Source organism: Ruegeria sp. AD9 (assembly GCF_056542305.1).
In genome coordinates this window covers 79,313-96,373 of sequence record NZ_JBQFZP010000003.1, presented here as the reverse complement: position 1 = coordinate 96,373, position 17,061 = coordinate 79,313, and the positions used below count along the sequence as shown (strand labels likewise).

The following is a 17,061-nucleotide window of genomic DNA, read 5'->3' as shown; positions in this document are numbered from 1 at the left end:
TTAGCGCATATCTGGTTCTCGTAAAGGCGTCAGAATGCCTCGGGCTGTGCCTCGCGCGCCATGTGATCCAGCACAGCGTTGACGAATTTCGGCTCTTTGCCTTCCGGGAAAAACGCACGCGCCACATCGACGAATTCGGTGATGACAACCTTTGGCGGCGTGTCGCTTTGGGTCAGCTCGGCACCTGCGGCACGGAACACCGCACGAAGGGTCGGATCGATGCGCGCGATCGGCCATTTGGCCACCAACGCACGGTCAGTCATCTGGTCGATGGCCGCCTGATAGTTCACCGCGTTGTCAACTAGGGACCTGAAAACCGAGATGTCGCCGTCCAGCATCTCCTCGCCCTCATAGACGGCGCCAAACCGGTGATCCAGAAACTCGTTCACGACAGCTTCGGTCGTTTGCCCGGACTGTTCCATCTGGAACAGCGCCTGCACAGCATAAAGCCGGGCGGCGGATTTCATCAGGCGTTTCTGGTTGGCCGGTTTCGGCGCGTCTGTCTTGGTCATGCTGTCGAGGGTCCGTTGCTGTCGCCCGCCACGAGGATGGACTCGGACGGCGGTTTGAAACCAACGCCCTTTTTGGAAGAGCCCCACTTACGGCTGAGCGCGATCAGATGCAAGGCCGCAGCAGCAGCCCCACCCCCTTTATTCATCTTTTTGGGGTTCGCGCGGACTTCGGCCTGCGCGTCATTTTCTACGGTCAGAATACCGTTACCGATGCACAGGCCCTGCAGGCCCATCAACTGGATGGCCCGGCTGGAGTCGTTGCAAACGGTTTCGTAATGCGTTGTCTCGCCACGAATGACGCAGCCCAGCGCGACGTAGCCGTCAAAGTTGCACTGACGATCGGCCATTGCGATAGCGGTCGGGATTTCCAGCGCGCCGGGAACCTCGACCACTTCGCAGGTTCCGCCCGCGGCTTCGATTTCGGCCTTCGCGCCCGCAATCAGGTTATCGGCAATCGCACGATAAAACGGCGCCGCCACGATCAGCAGCTTGACCGGCTTGTCAAATTTCGGTGTCGGCAGAACGCCATGTTCGTCTTGAGCAGCCATGATTAGTCTTCCTTCAGGATCGAACGGGTGCCGACGATGGACAGGCCAAACGCGTCAAGCCCCAGATATACGGTTTGCGGCGAGTCGGTTAGCAGGACCAGTTCCTGAATTCCCATCTTGGACAGGATCTGCGCCCCCAGACCGGTTTGTTTGATGGTGCGCGGCCCCTCGTCACCCGTGGCGTATAGCGAGTTGCGCGGTTGACGGAACAGGCAGACCACGCCCCGTCCTTCTTCAGCAATCTTTTCCATGGCGCGCGGCAGTTCGCGCGAGGATTTCGGACCAAGACCCAGAATATCGGGGGCCTCGTGCAGGGCATGGGTGCGGGTCAACACCGGTTCGGGTGTGGTGATGTCGCCCTTGATCATGACCACATGTTCGATGCCGTGGGTCTGATCGGTGAACAGCCGCATCTCCCACTCGCCGCCATATTCTGACGTCACCATCTGACGCGAGGTTTCGACCACCAGATTGTCATTGCGCGACCGGTAGGCGATCAGGTCACTGATCGTGCCGATCTTCATGTTGTGCTCTTGCGCAAACTCAACCAGATCGGGCAGACGCGCCATGGTGCCGTCGGGTTTCATGATCTCGCAGATCACGCCCGAGGGGTTCAGACCGGCCAGACGCGAGATATCAACGGCAGCCTCGGTATGACCGGCACGCACCAGCACCCCACCCCGCTTGGCGCGCAAGGGGAAGACGTGGCCCGGCGTTGCGATATGGGCCATCGTGTTCTGCTCGTTGATCGCAGTTGCCACGGTCAGCGCACGGTCGGCGGCCGAGATCCCGGTACTGACCCCTTCGCGCGCTTCGATGGACACGGTGAATGCGGTTTCGTGCCGGGACGAGTTGTTCACCGCCATCATCGGCAACCCAAGCGCTTCGACACGTTCTGCTGTCATCGGCAGACAGATAAGGCCACGGCCATGGGTGGCCATAAAGTTAATGGCCTCGGCATCGGCGAACTCGGCAGCAATCACCAGATCGCCCTCGTTTTCGCGATCCTCGTGGTCGACCAGAATATACATCCGGCCCGCACGCGCCTCTTCAATAATGTCTTCGATCGGGCTGATCGCGTCGCGCAGCCGGGCCTCGACCGGGCCGGGTGTCTCAAAGCTCATTGGGCAGCCTTTCGCATGGCATGTTTGAACGGCGGAATAGACCACTGAGGGCACAAAGACCAGTCCACAAACGGCGCAGGTCTGCTCCGACGCGACGTATCGTATCAGGACATCTCGGCCAGACGCGACACATAACGGGCCAGCGTATCGATCTCAAGATTGACCCGGTCACCGACCTGCACGTCACCCCAGGTGGTGACCTCTTTGGTGTGTGGGATGAAGTTGATGCCGAAATCGCAATCTGTCACGTCATTGACCGTCAGGGATGTGCCATTCAGTGCCACCGACCCTTTGGGCGCAATGAACCGTGCAAGATCCTTTGGTGCGCGCAGGGTGACGCGGGTGCTGTCGCCGTCTTCCTTGATCGCGATCACCTCGGCTACGCCATCCACATGGCCCGAGACGATATGACCGCCCAGTTCGTCACCAACCTTCAGGGCACGTTCCAGATTGACACGCTTGCCGACAGTCCATGTGTCGAGATTGGTTTTCGAGACGGTTTCCGCGCTGATCTGGACATCATACCAATCGTCGCCCAGCGCGATCACGGTCAGACACACACCGTCACTGGCAATCGAGGCCCCGATATCGATGCCCGCAGTGTCATAGGCGGTCTTGATCCGCGCGCGCAGGTCACCCTGCTGCTCCAGCTCGGCGACGGTGCCCATGTCGGTGACGATCCCTGTAAACATTCCGTTAACCCTCAGTTCCTAACCTGTGCCTGACTATCACCGTCGAGGTAAGGCCAACGGGCCGCGCGGGCAAGCCCTGCCTTGCCGTACACCGACCAAACGGGCATAGTTTCGGCAACAACAACAATACGAGCAGTTCGGATGCAGCACCCGCCTTTAAGGTCTCATGATCGGGTCTTCCTGTTCCTTCAGGGCCCGCACGGACCTTTTTTCCCGGCCTTGGGGCGTATGTTGCGCGCGACGGGGGCTCGGGTCTGGCGAGTTGGATTCAATGCAGGCGATCAGGCGTTCTGGTTTGACAAAGCAAGTTACATCTCGTTTCAGGACAAACCGGAAAACTGGCCCGCAACACTGTCCTCTTTAATCGCTGAAAAAGCTGTTACGGACATTGTACTATATGGCGACACCAGACCCATACATGCGCGTGCGGTCGAAATCGCACGGTCTTGCGGAGTTACCGTACATGTATTCGAGGAGGGGTATCTGCGCCCCTGGTGGGTGACCTATGAGCGGGACGGGTCAAATGGAAATTCCCGGCTGATGACGCTGGACGTTCAGCAGATGCGTCAGGCTATGGCCCTGTCCGACCGAAAGGCGCCGCCGCCCCCGTCGCATTGGGGAGACATGCGGCATCATATCTTCTATGGCGCCCTTTATCATTGGTTCGTGATGACTCTGAACAGCCGCTACCGAAACTTTCAACCGCACAGGGAATTACCTGTCTCGCAAGAATTCAGATTGTACCTCAAGCGCCTGTTTTTGATGCCTTTTCATCGTCTTCAGCGAAGTGTGGCGACGGCGCGGGTCAGATGGGGCGGATACCCCTACCACCTCGTTCTGTTGCAGCTTGGGCATGACAGCTCGGTGAAAGCTCATTCCAGCTTTTCGGGCATGTGTGAATTTCTTGAGCTGGTAATCGAAGGATTTGCGCAAGGCGCGCCGACCCATCACAGGCTGGTGGTAAAGGAACACCCCCTGGAAAACCATCGCGAACCGTTGCGACGCCGGGCCCGTGAGATTGCCAGAAAACACGGCATCGACGACCGGGTTCATTATGTGCCGGGCGGCAAGCTGGCCAGATTGCTGGATGAGGCGAATTCGGCCGTCACCGTGAATTCCACCGCCGGACAGCAGGTCCTGTGGCGGGGCATTCCATTGCGCATTTTCGGGCGTTCGGTTTATGACAAACCCGATTTCGTCTCGCAGCAGCCGATCGCGGCGTTTTTTGCCGATCCTTGCCGCCCCGATTCCGAAGCCTATCGCTGTTATCGGCAATTTCTTCTGGAAACCAGTCAGGTACCCGGCGGGTTCTATTCAAGACGAGGGCGCCGTCAGCTGCTGCGCCGCGCCGTGGATATGCTTTTGGACACCAACGATCCCTACCAATCGGTTCTGAATACGAACGAGGCGCGAACGACACAGTTGAAAGTCGTCGAATGAAACGGGTGGTGTGTGACTGGAAGTTAAGCAACTTACCAGCTAATCTGCACGCAACTACAAAAGACTGAGGATATCGGGCGGTGAAAGTCTCTCCTAGGCGATGGATTCGGGGCGTGTCCTTTGTGGCTGCAATTGGCCTGCTGGCCGCGTGCCAGCTGCCAAAATCCGGACCGAACAAATCCGAAATTCTGGCCGGTTCAGTTCAAAAAGGGGGCAACGCATTTGTCGTTGAAGTTGATGACAACGTCACACGCGCGACATCCGCTATTCCTCAGTATGGTTTTTCTTCCTCCTTTAGCAGTGCCCAGACATTGACCGCGGATACCGTCCGCCCTGGCGACGTGCTGGGGCTGACCATCTGGGAAAACGTCGACGATGGCCTTCTGTCCGGCGAAACCGGTCTTGCGACCGCGTTGAATGAGGTTCAGGTCGACAGCGACGGATTTATCTTTGTTCCCTATGCAGGCAGGATTCGGGCTGCGGGAAACACGCCGGAACAGCTGCGCGTTCTGATCACAGACAAGCTTCAGGAACAAACGCCGGACCCGCAGGTCGAAGTGCGGCGCGTCGCTGGTGACGGGTCCACCGTCTCGCTGACGGGCACGGTCGCCGCGCCGGGCATTTATCCGATTGAACGGCCAACCCGGTCGCTGCTTGGTATGTTGTCCCAGGCGGGCGGAGTCTCGGTCGCGTCTGACATCGCGCTGGTGACCCTGATCCGGGGCGATCAGAAGGGTACCGTTTGGTACGAGGACCTGTTTCGCAACCCCAAGCTGGACGTCGCCCTGCGCGGTGGCGACCGCATTCTGGTGGAAGAGGACAGCAGATCGTATATCGCCCTTGGCGCAACCGGGGGCCAGTCGCGCGTGGCATTTGAAAGTCAGGACCTGTCGGCACTGGAAGCCTTGGCACAGGTCGGTGGTCTGCTGACGCTGTCCTCAGATCCAACCGGTATCTTTATCCTGCGCAAGGAACGTCAGGATGTCGCCCGCAGTATCACCGGACGCGCCGACCTCAAAGGGGATCAGCGCATGATCTACCTGCTGAACCTGACAGCCCCCAACGGCCTGTTCATTGCACGCGATTTCGTGATCCGGGACGATGATACGATCTACGTGACCGAAGCGCCCTATGCACAATGGAGCAAATCGATCTCACTTATCGCAGGCGGTCTGACACCCGTTGCAAACGTTGCCACCCTAACCGGCAATTGATGCATGAGGCCCGATCCCGACACGTCAGCCGGGAGCGGGCAAAATCGGCTGTTTGTCTATAACGGCGGCTTTCTGACCCAGAAACGTCTGAGAAGAATTCTGTCGCTTGCGGGTTACGACATTCGTCTGGGATATCCCAAAGACGGCGATTGCGTAGGTGTCTGGGGCAACAGCCCGACAGCGCATCGCGGTCTTAAGATTGCCGAAAAACACGCTGCCCCGGTTCTGCGGGTCGAGGACGCCTTTCTCAGATCTCTGCACCCGGGCCGGAATGGCGAGCCCCCTTTGGGGCTGTTACTGGATCGTTCCGGCCTGCATTTCGATGCCGCTGCGCCATCTGAACTTGAAACAGTGCTGGCCACGCACCCGCTGGATGACACGGCCCTGCTGAACCGTGCCCGCGCCGCGATCACGCGGATCAGGGAGCTTAACCTCAGCAAGTACTCCGCCTTCGATCTCGATCTTGACCCACCCGATCCGGGTTATGTTCTGGTGATTGATCAGACGGCCGGCGATGCGTCGGTAACAGCAAGCAGAGCGGACCGCGCCCGGTTTCTTGAAATGCTTGTCTTGGCGCAGGAGGAAAACCCCGGCGCGCGTATCCTGATCAAGACGCATCCTGAAACACTGGCTGGTCACCGTCAGGGGCATTTTACCAATCAGGACCTGTCAGACCGGATATCGCAGTTCAGCGACCCGATCAGCCCATGGCCGTTGCTTGAAGGGGCTGTCGCAGTCTACACCGTGTCCTCGCAACTGGGGTTTGAGGCAATTCTGGCTGGCCACAAACCGCGTGTTTTCGGCCAACCTTTCTATGCAGGATGGGGCCTGACGCAGGATGACCGCCCCGTTCCGCGTCGTCAGCGCAGCCTGACACGGGCACAATTGTTCGCGGCCGCCATGCTGCTTTACCCGACTTGGTACGATCCCTATCGCGATCAGCTGTGCGAGCTGGAAACGGTGCTGGACACGTTAGAGGCACAGACCCGCGTTTGGCGACAGGACAAGAACGGCTGGACGGCATCCGGGATGCGCTTGTGGAAACGCAGGCATCTGCAACAGTTCTTCGGACAACATGGAAAGCTGCGCTTTACGGCATCTCAACCCGGCACACCGGACCACCCCCACATGGTCTGGGCCAGCCAGGCAAGGAACACCGAAGGGGCGGTTCGGGTCGAAGACGGGTTCTTGCGTTCACGTGGACTTGGGGCGGCACTGGTCCCGCCACTGTCGCTGGTGACGGACGAATTCGGTATCTATTACGACCCGACAAAACCCAGCCAGTTGGAAGAGTTGATCACTTTGCGTGAAACGTTGAGGCCGGATCAGGACCTGCGCGCAGAGCGTCTTATCGAGAACCTCTTGGCCGCAGGCTTGAGCAAATACAATACCGGCAATCCCGCCAGCCCCCTGCCCGAAGGCCATCGTATTCTTGTGCCCGGACAGGTCGAGGACGATGCCTCGATCCTGTTGGGTACCAGCGCGGTTCGCAACAATCTGGACCTGCTGAAAGCTGCGCGGGACGCCAATCCCGACGCGATCCTGATTTACAAACCCCACCCCGATGTCGAAGCGGGTTTGCGCGAAGGCAGGATCGATGCCGAGGCAATTGCCGACATCGTCGCAACCCAAACAGACCCCGCATCATTGTTGCTGCACGTGCAGGAAGTATGGACCATGACGTCGCTTCTGGGGTTCGAAGCTTTGCTGCGCGGCGTGAAGGTTACAACTCTGGGCGCGCCTTTTTATGCGGGTTGGGGGCTGACCACGGATCTGGGGGCTGTTCCTGCCCGGCGTGGTGCGCGACCGACGTTGATGGGCCTCGTCCATGCCACCCTTATTGATTATCCTCGCTATTTCGACCCGGTCACGGGGCAACCCTGCCCCGTCGAGGTTGCCGTTGAACGTCTGGCGCAGGGCACTTGTGCCCCGACCGGTCCCTTCAATCGTGTTCTGTCAAAACTTCAGGGCGTGTTTGCGACACATGCGCACTTGTGGCGCTAAACCTAGTCAGACGCCCTGCGCCAACGGTGCAGGATATCCCCACCCACCCTATTGGTTTCCATCAGCTCGAATCTTGGCGCAGCGTCCAGCGTCGTTAACCCCAATGTTCCAACTGCCGCCAGCCCCTCGGCACCGATGGTCAATCCGGCAGTAAATCCGACCAGTTCATCCACCAGATCCTCGGCCAGCAGTGACGCCGCCAGCGCCGCCCCCCCTTCGCAGAAGACGCTAGTCAGACCGGCTTGCCCCAACTGATGGAGCAGATCGACCGCGTCAATCTGATGATCTTTCAACGCGCAGGGGATCAGCCTTGCGCCCAGTCCTTCCCAGGCTTTCGCGCGCTCGGAATCCGGGTGATGCGCATGGCAGAGCCAGACAGGTGTCTTTGATGCTGTGCGGGCCAAATGTCCCATCAGGGATATGTCCATATGGCGCGAAACGACAACGCGCACCGGTTGATGTTCAACGCCAAGATCCCGAACCGTCAGTGACGGATCGTCGGCCCGCGCGGTACCCGCTCCGACCATCACCGCATCGTGACGCGCACGCATGGCATGGACGACACGACGCGCCTGTGGCCCGGTGATCCATTGGCTGTGTCCGGTCGAGGTTGCGATCCGCCCATCAAAACTGCTGGCTAGCTTGAGGGTCACGAAAGGTCGGCCTTGTTCCGTCTTCAGGAAGAAGCCTTCCAGATCACGTTCCGCCTGCTCTGCGAGGACACCGGTTACGACCTTAATTCCGGCCTCGCGCAACTTGGCAAAGCCCTGCCCTGCGACGCGCGGATCACTGTCTTCCACGGCGGCCACGACACGGGCGACACCCGCAGCAATCAAAGCCTCGGCACAGGGGGGTGTCTTGCCGTGATGGGCGCAGGGTTCCAAAGTTACATAGGCGGTCGCACCGTGCGCGGCCTGCCCGGCTTGCGCCAAAGCCTCGGTCTCGGCATGGGGGCGACCGCCCGGCTGGGTCCAACCGCGCCCGACAATCCGGCCTTTGCGCACGATAACACAACCCACTGCAGGGTTTGGCCAGCACATCCCCTGGCCGCGCCGCCCCAGTGACAGGGCCAGCGCCATGAATCGCTTATCTGTTTCGCTCACTCGTCCGTCGGTGGCTGCGGCGGGCGCAGTTCGTGGACAAACTCCTCAAAATCATCGGCCGCCTGGAAATTCTTGTACACACTCGCAAAGCGAACATAAGCGACGGTATCGATCCGCGCCAGAGCTTCCATGACGATCTCGCCGATCTTGTGGGACGGGATATCCGTATCGCCCATGCTTTCCAGCCGACGTACGATACCCGATATCATCTGATCGATCCGCTCGGGATCAACTGGCCGTTTCTGCATCGAGATACGGATCGAACGTTCCAGTTTATCGCGATCGAAATCCTCGCGCTTACCATTGGTCTTTATGACAACCAAATCACGCAGTTGCACACGTTCATAGGTCGTGAACCGCCCGCCACAGGCCGGGCAGAACCGGCGTCGGCGGATTGCCACGTGATCCTCTGCCGGACGTGAATCTTTTACCTGAGTATCGATATTTCCGCAAAACGGGCAGCGCATCCGCCGTCTCCTCGTCCCTTGTTCCGCCTCTTTTTGTAAGCGCTGCGACTTACTTATCCACAACTATAGGGCAGCAACTAGGATTTGGGTAGTCGGAAATTTCAACCGCTAGATAAAGGGTCAGGCCAGGTGCGCTGCAATCCGTCTCTGGTGTGGTGCCGTGCGGTGTTCAAACAGATATATCCCCTGCCATGTTCCAAGGCATGGGCGACCCTGCGACACAGGTATCGACAAGGATACAGGCAACAGCGCAGCTTTTATATGCGCGGGCATGTCATCGGGGCCTTCATAAGTATGCCTTAGATACGACATTGACGGGTGATTGGATGACGGCACCAGCCTTTCGAAGAACGCCCGAAGGTCGGTTTGAACTTCGGGATCCGCGTTTTCCTGAATAAGCAACGAACAGGAGGTGTGGCGAACGAAAAGCGTCAGTAAGCCATCCGTCGCCACCTGCCCCAGCCAATGCGTCAACTCGGCCGTGAACTCGTAAAGACCTGAACCTTGGGTCTGTATTACAAATTCAGTCTGCATTCACGGTGTCTCGCCGTTTTGTCAGTCGTTAAAGAACGGTCGATAGTTACACCTGGCATTCGCGCCTTGTACAGACATGCTGTACCCCGGCTGAAAACCAACCGAAACAAAGCTGCTTGGCTGCGCACCAACATTCTGTGGCGGCTTGATCGAAAACTGAACCGCTGTTTTACGCCCTGTGGTGACGCTTGGCCCATACCCGCGCAACACGTAGATCGGATCGCGCCAGCCCGCGCCCAAAGTACGCCGTGCATAATCCGCTGCCGCGCACCAGTATCCTTCGGTACGCTGGTCGCCGCGCGGAATAACCTCGAAGTCAGTGGCGTTTATCGGCTCGGTCCGGTACCCGTGCGGCGCTGCGTCAGCAGCCATGGGAATGCTGAACGCCAGGGCGGCAATCGCGGCAAATGTCCGTGTATGTTTCATTGTCATTACTTCCCTGATTGTGTGTGTCAAAAAGGTTAGGCCATTAGCTTCGTCCGCACAGGGTCGCTCACGTTCTGTTTAATCTGTCTCGTGCGATACGTGAACCGGCGTGAGCCATCCCTGATACCTGATCAACATTCCCAGTCCCGGCGCGTCCGCAGACACAACAAACCGAAAGCGCCCCGTTTTGTCCTGCCATTCGCGCGTTCTTGATCGCGGCAAGGCAAAAGCTGGCATCGGAATACCAAACACGGTCAGGCGGAGGATTTTGATGTGCATTCCGTTTTCCCGCCAAATGGGCTTTAACCAGATTGAGATCGAGCCGAAAGATTCCCGAACACACTCTCTTTTCGTATCATATTTCAGAGTTGATCGGGTTTTGTGGCCCGCGAAATTCCGGTCCCATGACCAGAATTCGCCATTTGCACCAATTTGCAGGGAAACGGGGACGTCTTTGCCGCTTCGCGGAAATCCGGCCAGACGTGTTGCAAGGGCAACCCATAGCCCTTTGCCACGTTCGATGTCGCAGCGTCCCGCAAAGCAGCCCTCGCTCATGTGCAGAATTCGAACCGCCTTTGGCAACCTTTCGGTCGATCCTATCGCCTTAAGAAAGGGATCGCCCATCGCTAGTACCCGTTTTCGGCAAAACGAGCGCTGATATCGGGACCGGGAACCAGACATGTCTTGGAACGACCAAAGAACGCGTATCTGTTTCGTGCGATCAAGCGATAGGCCGGATCCTTGATGGGCCGAGGCAGAAACCGGCATATTGATAACAGCGACCACGGAGCGCGCAACTGTCGCATCGCCTCGGAAAATGCATCCAGATGCTGAAAAACAGCGCCATCCACGACCACCAGATTGGTTTGAAAATCCTGTGTGGGAAGGCCGAGATCTCGATACAGTTTTTGCCCAAGCGGGGACTGCGCCGTGGCAAATTGGAAAACATGGCGCCGGTCACGTTTCAGCATAAACTGGAAAAACCCCGAACACAGCACGCATTCGCCGTCAAACACAATCAGGTTTTGGTCATAAACCCCTGTATTCTCAAAAACATCTTGCAAGGTTTTTCACCGGTATTTTTGACTTAAAGCCAGCCTGACAAAACCACCTGAGCGAAGCAATGCGACATGTACGAAAGGTATGGGGGCGTGCCGGGGAGCCTTGACCAGAGGCTGGTGATTTCCCCGAGGCTCTGACCTCATCCCCATAAAGGTCTGGACCCGGCAACATTGCTGAATTGGTTCGTTGCACATGGCGACGCTTGTCCATACCGGTCAATAAAATTCGAGAATTTGCCACCGATGGCTTGTTTCTGTGTGAAATCGACTTGTCAGCACCGTCGATCATGAAAGAGAATTCTGTAATAGTCCGCTTATGTATTTGAAAATTTGAGGTACTGCTTCGCGATGGATGTCGATATCGGCCGACTTCATCTGTTTGTTCAGGCACTGGACCGCTATTCCGGAAATGGCGATATGTCCTGTAATGTCCTGAAGATGGCAGGGCTGCGCCCTCAGGATATCGCGCCGCCGGTCTCAACCTACAGCGTACAAAGCGAGGCTTTGTTTATCCGTTATGCATGTGACGCCACCCACGACGTCACGTTTGCAGCTCGCACGGGTCTTGAGGTTACGTCAGCCTCGACCGTGACCGCCTATATCAGCAAGTATTCCCGCGATCTGAAACAGGTGATGGAGAACCTCTCGCGCTTTCACGGCATCATCGACCCTGCCATCGCGCTTAACCTGCGCGTCGCGGGTAACTTTGCGACCTTGGAAGCCGAGTGGAAAGACCCCGGATTTACGCGGTATCACAGACGCACCGAGTTCCTGATATTTGCTGCCCTGGCCAGAATGCGGAACCTGACGCAAGTCAATCTCTATCCGATAGAAATTCGGTTTCAGCACAGGGTCGGCGACCACGCCCGAAGATTTGAGAAGCTTGCCGGTTTTCCCGTGACCTTTGGGGCTGAGAGCCTCGAGATTATCCTGCCACTTTCCGCGCTGGACCTGCCGGTGCCGACATATGACCCCCAACTCAGAGAGCACTTGCTGGGATATGCAGATCGCCTGCTTTCTGAGAGAGGCGCGCCCAAACATCTGACCCGCTCCAAGGTCGAAGGGCTGGTTACCCGTTCCCTGCCCGGCGCAATCCCGCAGGCCGAAAGCGTCGCGGCTGATCTGGGGATGAGCCTTAGAACCTTCAGCAGGCGCCTCAGGGATGAAGGCACCAGCTATCGCGATGTTGTCGACGATCTGCGGTGCGACCTGGCGCAGACCTTTATCAAGAATGAAATGCCCTTGTCCGAAATCGCCTATTCGCTGGGCTATGCGGATCAGGCCGCATTTTCGACCGCTTTCAAACGTTGGACAGGCCAGCCGCCCAGCGCGTTCAAGACACGGTTGGCACACCCGATACGGACGTGAGACCGGGGGTCATCAGCTTGAAAAACCTCGCCCCGGCCCGTCCCATGAGTGGACAGACCGGATATAGAAGGACAGAAGGTCCGGGCCTTGTGCGTTCCCGCCAATGTGATGGGAGAACAGGCCATCGTGAAGAGCGCCTTGATTGAAAAAAGGCGCCTCGGGTGAGGCGCCTTGGAAATTATTGATCCAGGAAGGACCGAAGCTTTCGGGATCGGCTGGGATGCTTCAGCTTCCGCAGCGCCTTCGCTTCAATCTGGCGGATACGTTCGCGGGTCACGCTGAACTGCTGACCCACCTCTTCAAGCGTGTGATCGGTGTTCATACCGATGCCGAAACGCATCCGCAGCACACGTTCTTCGCGCGGGGTGAGCGAGGCCAAAACCCGTGTGGTGGTTTCCTTGAGGTTTTCCTGAATGGCGCTGTCCAGAGGCAGAACGGCATTCTTGTCCTCGATGAAATCACCCAGCTGGCTGTCTTCTTCGTCACCAATCGGCGTTTCCAGCGAAATCGGCTCTTTGGCGATTTTCATCACCTTGCGAACCTTCTCAAGCGGCATTTGCAGCTTTTCGGCCAGTTCCTCAGGTGTCGGTTCGCGGCCGATCTCGTGCAGCATCTGGCGACCGGTCCGGACCAGCTTGTTGATCGTTTCGATCATATGAACCGGAATACGGATTGTGCGCGCCTGATCCGCGATTGAACGCGTGATCGCCTGACGAATCCACCACGTTGCATAGGTCGAAAACTTATAGCCGCGGCGGTATTCGAACTTGTCTACCGCCTTCATCAGGCCGATATTACCTTCCTGAATAAGATCAAGGAATTGCAGGCCGCGGTTCGTGTACTTCTTGGCGATCGAGATCACCAGACGCAGGTTGGCTTCGACCATTTCCTTCTTGGCCTGCCGCGCCTCTTTTTCACCCTTCTGGACCTGCTGAACGATGCGGCGGAATTCGCTGATGTCCAGACCCACATACTGGCCGACCTGAGCCATGTCGTTGCGCAGTTCTTCGACCTTCGCGGTTGAGCGTTCGATGAACATCTGCCAACCCCGACCCGGCTTTTCCGCCATCTCGGCCAGCCAGTTCGGGTCCAGTTCGCGGCCGCGGTATTCGTCGATGAACTCGCGACGGTTGATCCGCGCCTGATCGGCCAGCTTCACCATCGAGCTGTCCAGCGCCATAACGCGACGGTTGATACCGTAAAGCTGATCGATCAAAGCCTCGATCCGGTTGTTGTGCAGGTGAAGACCATTCACCAGTTGCACAATCTCGGCCCGCAACTTCTGATAAGTCGCTTCGTCCTCTTCGCTGAACGTGCCATCCTCGTTCAGGGTGGCCGAGATACGGCTGTCCTGCATTTCAGACAGCATCGCGAAATCGGTAGAGATCCGTTCCAGAGTGGTCAGAACCTGATCCTTCAATGCCGCTTCCATCGCGGCCAGCGACATATTAACCTGATCGTCTTCGTCATCATCGTCGTCGCTGGTGATCGGGTTGCCATCCGCATCCAGTTCCGGCCCGGCCTCTCTTGCAGGTTTTGCAGCCTGCACGGCAGACGCATCAACGACTGGCGCGTCGCCGTCTTCGTCCAGCTGGTTGCCGAACGTGGTTTCCAGATCGATGACATCCCGCAGCAGAATGTCTTCGGACAACAATTCATCGTGCCAGATGGTGATCGCCTGGAAGGTCAACGGGCTTTCGCACAGGCCTGCGATCATGGTGTTGCGCCCTGCTTCAATCCGCTTGGCGATGGCAATCTCGCCCTCACGGCTGAGCAGTTCAACCGAACCCATCTCGCGCAGATACATGCGAACAGGGTCGTCGGTGCGGTCCAGCTTTTCAGTGGCGGCCCCTGCCAACGCAACCTCGCGGTTGCTTTCGGTGGTTGTCAGATCGGTCGAGCCTTTGTTCTCTTCCTCTTCGGCCTCTTCATCTTCGATGATGTTGATGCCCATCTCGGACAGCATCGACATAACGTCTTCGATCTGTTCCGAACTGACCTGATCAGGCGGCAATACCTGATTGAGCTGATCGTAGGTGATGTAACCTTTCTCGCGGGCCTCGGCGATCATCTTCTTGACGTTGGCCTGGCTCATGTCCAGCGAGATTTCCTGTTCCTGCTCGTCGGATTTGCTATCTTCGGTCGTATCTTTGGCGGCCATTCAATGCTCCTGCAGGGATGGGTGATTCGTTTGAACCGAATCATTAGCGCGTAGAAGTGATTCGACCACCCGTTTACCTGTTTTTCTTTTCCAGTGCCTTACGAAAACACCATTTTACCGGCGTTTCCGAGTGAAATCGATCTTGGCAAGGGAATCAGCAAAGCCATCTCGTTCAGCTTTCTTCAAACGAGCACCGTTGTGTGCAACATCGTATACAGCCTTGTCTTCGTTTTGACTTCGTGTTGCGCGATTAAGTTCTTCTGCCGCCTGACCAAGTCGGTATGTAAGTGTTTCATCCGGAGTAGCTGTGATCTCTTCTTGACCCTCAACTACTTCTTCCTCACGCCCCCGGAGCGCTTTGATTTTCGCGAGTTCTTCGGCCAGTGTCATCTCGGCCTTTTCGACGTCGCCTGGTTTGAACACACAGGGGATTACGGCGACATGGCGAAGGGCCAGCAGGTTTTCAAGGGCCGAGGGCCCTAAAGTTTCGGTAATGTGGTCCTTCAGATTGTCCGGGTCATCGATCGCGTGGCGCAGGATTGCAGTTCGCAATGCAGCATGATCGGGATCACGGCATTCCATTTCTTCCATTTGGTGTTCGAACTGCACGACGACTTGGGGGTTAAGCGCGGCAATAGCCAGAATGGCCGCTTCGCGCAGTTGAATCTCGGCATTCTCGGACGAGGCTAAAAACGAGGACCGCGCGCCGGGCGTGGCGGGCTGTTTTGGCGGCACCCATTTGCCGCGCGGTTGCCATTGCCGGGATTTCGGCTGCCGTTGCGGGCGGAACAAGTGCCAGCGCAGGTCCTTGATCTCTTGCCCATAATGCGCCCGGATCGATGGGTCGCGGATAAGCTTGATTTTCTCGCGCAGGGACTTGTCCAAAGCCGCCTTGCGTTCGGGGCTGTCGAACACCTTGCCGTCGGTCTCGCGCTGCCACAGCAGCTTGACCATCGGAATGGCTCCATCCAGCACGGCCTTCACGGCGCCTGCCCCATCGACGCGCAGCAGGTCGTCGGGGTCTTTGCCCTCGGGCATCAGGGCAAACCGCAGCGACTTTCCAGCTTCGAGCAGCGGCAAAGCCAGATCAACCGCCCGCATCGCAGCGCGCAGACCTGCTGTGTCGCCGTCCAGCGCAATGATCGGCTCGTCCGATATCCGCCACAGCAGTTGCAATTGATGTTCGGTGATGGCCGTTCCCAAAGGGGCAACCGACGCGCCAAAGCCGGCTTCGACCAGCGCGATCACGTCCATATAGCCTTCGGCCACGATCAGCGGCTGACCCTTCCCCGCCGCCTGACGTGCCGGGCCTTGATTGTAAAGACTGCGTCCTTTGTCGAACAGCTCGGTCTCGGGCGAGTTCAGATATTTCGCGTTGTCATTGGGGTCCATCGCCCGCCCACCAAACGCGATACAACGTCCGCGTGGATCGCGGATCGGGTACATGATGCGGTTGCGGAAGGTGTCATAAGGCTTTTTGCCCTTGTTCGAGGGCTTGGCCAGCCCGGCCCCAAGGATCAGGTCCTCGGCCACGTTCTTGCCGCGCAGATGGTCCCAAAGCGCCTGCCAATCGTCCGGGGCAAATCCAATCTCCCACCGGTCCAGCGCTTGCGCGTTCAACCCGCGGCGCATGAGGTAGTCTCGTGCGGCGGCTCCTGCCCCGGTCTTGAGTTGCAGGCGGAAGAACTGCGCTGCCTGCTCCATCACATCAGCCAGCTGTGTTCGGTGGTCCTGTTTTTCCTGCGCCTTCGGATCGCGCGCAGGCATCGGCATCCCGGCTTCGCGGGCCAGAATCTCGACAGCTTCGATGAACGAGACATTCTCGGTCTCTTTCACAAAACTGATCGCGTCGCCTTTGGCGTGACAGCCAAAGCAGTAGTAAAACCCCTTTTGGTCATCCACGTGGAACGAGGCCGTCTTTTCATGATGGAACGGGCAAGGCGCCCACATATCCCCTTTGCCCTGATTGGACTTGCGTTGGTCCCACATGACTTTGCGCCCGACAACCTGAGACAGGCTGAGCCGCGTGCGCATTTCGTCCAGAAATCCGGGGGGCAATGACATATCAATTGTTGAGGTTGTTTTTTATTGCCTGAACTTGATCCCAGTTGTCCACGCATTGTTGGTACATGATCTCACTGAGATCATTTTTTCGCAGATCTCGTTTCTTTTGTTGGAATACCCAGGAAGTCAAATGTGGGATCGCAGCGTTGTAACCCGCTGGCCAAGTCGGGCTCGTAGAAGCGATTGCGCTCGCAACATCCTCTTCTTTTACGCGATCCAGCCGTGCTTTCTGGATCGCCCTGACAACATCTGCCTGATATCCACAACTTTGTTCTTTGGTTTCCGCTGCCGCCAAAGGCGTAGCCAGCAAAGCTGCGGTGATAGCGATACGTAACATAGGGAG

17 protein-coding genes are annotated in these 17,061 nt (G+C 57.7%); 4 read left to right on the top strand and 13 right to left on the bottom strand.

Features of this window, described 5'->3' with window-relative positions; translation table 11 throughout:
• Window positions 1-29: 29 nt before the first annotated feature.
• The 4 genes from nusB to ACR0AM_RS05815 all read right to left on the bottom strand — a co-directional run bounded on the left by nusB (window position 30) and on the right by ACR0AM_RS05815 (window position 2,876).
• Complete coding sequence (gene nusB / locus ACR0AM_RS05830; protein ID WP_209504306.1) at window positions 30-512, bottom strand: transcription antitermination factor NusB; 483 nt, start codon at window positions 510-512, stop codon at window positions 30-32.
• Window positions 509-1,060, bottom strand: a complete 552-nt coding sequence (locus ACR0AM_RS05825; protein WP_480557352.1) for a 6,7-dimethyl-8-ribityllumazine synthase — start codon at window positions 1,058-1,060, stop codon at window positions 509-511. The genes nusB and ACR0AM_RS05825 overlap by 4 nt, the downstream gene beginning before the upstream one ends.
• Window positions 1,061-1,062: 2 nt before the next feature.
• Window positions 1,063-2,184, bottom strand: coding sequence for a 3,4-dihydroxy-2-butanone-4-phosphate synthase (ribB, locus tag ACR0AM_RS05820; protein WP_209504308.1), 1,122 nt, complete (start codon window positions 2,182-2,184; stop codon window positions 1,063-1,065).
• Window positions 2,185-2,288: 104 nt separating this feature from the next.
• Complete coding sequence (locus ACR0AM_RS05815; protein WP_480476428.1) at window positions 2,289-2,876, bottom strand: riboflavin synthase; 588 nt, start codon at window positions 2,874-2,876, stop codon at window positions 2,289-2,291.
• 141 nt (window positions 2,877-3,017) lie between these two features.
• On the opposite strand from ACR0AM_RS05815, the gene ACR0AM_RS05810 reads away from it, so the two are divergent.
• From ACR0AM_RS05810 to ACR0AM_RS05800, 3 genes are all read left to right on the top strand, one after another.
• Window positions 3,018-4,316, top strand: coding sequence for a capsule biosynthesis protein (locus ACR0AM_RS05810; RefSeq protein ID WP_480622382.1), 1,299 nt, complete (start codon window positions 3,018-3,020; stop codon window positions 4,314-4,316).
• 80 nt (window positions 4,317-4,396) lie between these two features.
• Complete coding sequence (locus tag ACR0AM_RS05805) at window positions 4,397-5,530, top strand: polysaccharide biosynthesis/export family protein (RefSeq protein WP_480622381.1); 1,134 nt, start codon at window positions 4,397-4,399, stop codon at window positions 5,528-5,530.
• Between the two features lie 3 nt (window positions 5,531-5,533).
• Window positions 5,534-7,534, top strand: a complete 2,001-nt coding sequence (locus tag ACR0AM_RS05800) for a capsular polysaccharide biosynthesis protein (protein ID WP_480622380.1) — start codon at window positions 5,534-5,536, stop codon at window positions 7,532-7,534.
• Window positions 7,535-7,536: 2 nt separating this feature from the next.
• Here ACR0AM_RS05800 and ribD read toward each other — a convergent pair whose 3' ends face one another.
• The 6 genes from ribD to ACR0AM_RS05770 form a co-directional block, all read right to left on the bottom strand.
• Window positions 7,537-8,637 carry a bifunctional diaminohydroxyphosphoribosylaminopyrimidine deaminase/5-amino-6-(5-phosphoribosylamino)uracil reductase RibD gene (ribD, locus tag ACR0AM_RS05795; RefSeq protein WP_480622379.1) on the bottom strand — a complete coding sequence of 367 codons (1,101 nt, stop codon included), beginning with the start codon at window positions 8,635-8,637 and terminating at the stop codon, window positions 7,537-7,539.
• Window positions 8,634-9,104 carry a transcriptional regulator NrdR gene (gene nrdR / locus ACR0AM_RS05790; RefSeq protein WP_267367325.1) on the bottom strand — a complete coding sequence of 157 codons (471 nt, stop codon included), beginning with the start codon at window positions 9,102-9,104 and terminating at the stop codon, window positions 8,634-8,636. Before nrdR ends, ribD begins: the two co-directional genes overlap by 4 nt.
• 120 nt (window positions 9,105-9,224) lie before the next feature.
• Window positions 9,225-9,638 carry a secondary thiamine-phosphate synthase enzyme YjbQ gene (locus tag ACR0AM_RS05785; protein WP_480554634.1) on the bottom strand — a complete coding sequence of 138 codons (414 nt, stop codon included), beginning with the start codon at window positions 9,636-9,638 and terminating at the stop codon, window positions 9,225-9,227.
• A gap of 21 nt (window positions 9,639-9,659) precedes the next feature.
• Window positions 9,660-10,064: a hypothetical protein gene (locus ACR0AM_RS05780; RefSeq protein ID WP_480476416.1), complete on the bottom strand. Its 405-nt coding sequence runs from the start codon at window positions 10,062-10,064 to the stop codon at window positions 9,660-9,662.
• Between the two features lie 78 nt (window positions 10,065-10,142).
• Complete coding sequence (locus tag ACR0AM_RS05775) at window positions 10,143-10,688, bottom strand: DUF4166 domain-containing protein (RefSeq protein WP_480622378.1); 546 nt, start codon at window positions 10,686-10,688, stop codon at window positions 10,143-10,145.
• Between the two features lie 2 nt (window positions 10,689-10,690).
• Complete coding sequence (locus tag ACR0AM_RS05770) at window positions 10,691-11,128, bottom strand: thiol-disulfide oxidoreductase DCC family protein (RefSeq protein ID WP_480622377.1); 438 nt, start codon at window positions 11,126-11,128, stop codon at window positions 10,691-10,693.
• Window positions 11,129-11,473: 345 nt separating this feature from the next.
• On the opposite strand from ACR0AM_RS05770, the gene ACR0AM_RS05765 reads away from it, so the two are divergent.
• Window positions 11,474-12,493, top strand: a complete 1,020-nt coding sequence (locus ACR0AM_RS05765) for a helix-turn-helix domain-containing protein (protein WP_480622376.1) — start codon at window positions 11,474-11,476, stop codon at window positions 12,491-12,493.
• A 178-nt stretch (window positions 12,494-12,671) separates the two neighbouring features.
• Here the strand turns inward: ACR0AM_RS05765 and rpoD are convergent, their stop codons facing one another.
• From rpoD to ACR0AM_RS05750, 3 genes are all read right to left on the bottom strand, one after another.
• Window positions 12,672-14,654 (bottom strand): RNA polymerase sigma factor RpoD, encoded by a 1,983-nt coding sequence (gene rpoD / locus ACR0AM_RS05760; protein WP_480476408.1) that lies wholly within the window; start codon window positions 14,652-14,654, stop codon window positions 12,672-12,674.
• 114 nt (window positions 14,655-14,768) lie between these two features.
• Window positions 14,769-16,718, bottom strand: coding sequence for a DNA primase (gene dnaG / locus ACR0AM_RS05755; protein WP_480622375.1), 1,950 nt, complete (start codon window positions 16,716-16,718; stop codon window positions 14,769-14,771).
• A 1-nt stretch (window position 16,719) separates the two neighbouring features.
• Window positions 16,720-17,055 carry a hypothetical protein gene (locus ACR0AM_RS05750; RefSeq protein ID WP_480516534.1) on the bottom strand — a complete coding sequence of 112 codons (336 nt, stop codon included), beginning with the start codon at window positions 17,053-17,055 and terminating at the stop codon, window positions 16,720-16,722.
• Between the last annotated feature and the right edge of the window lie 6 nt (window positions 17,056-17,061).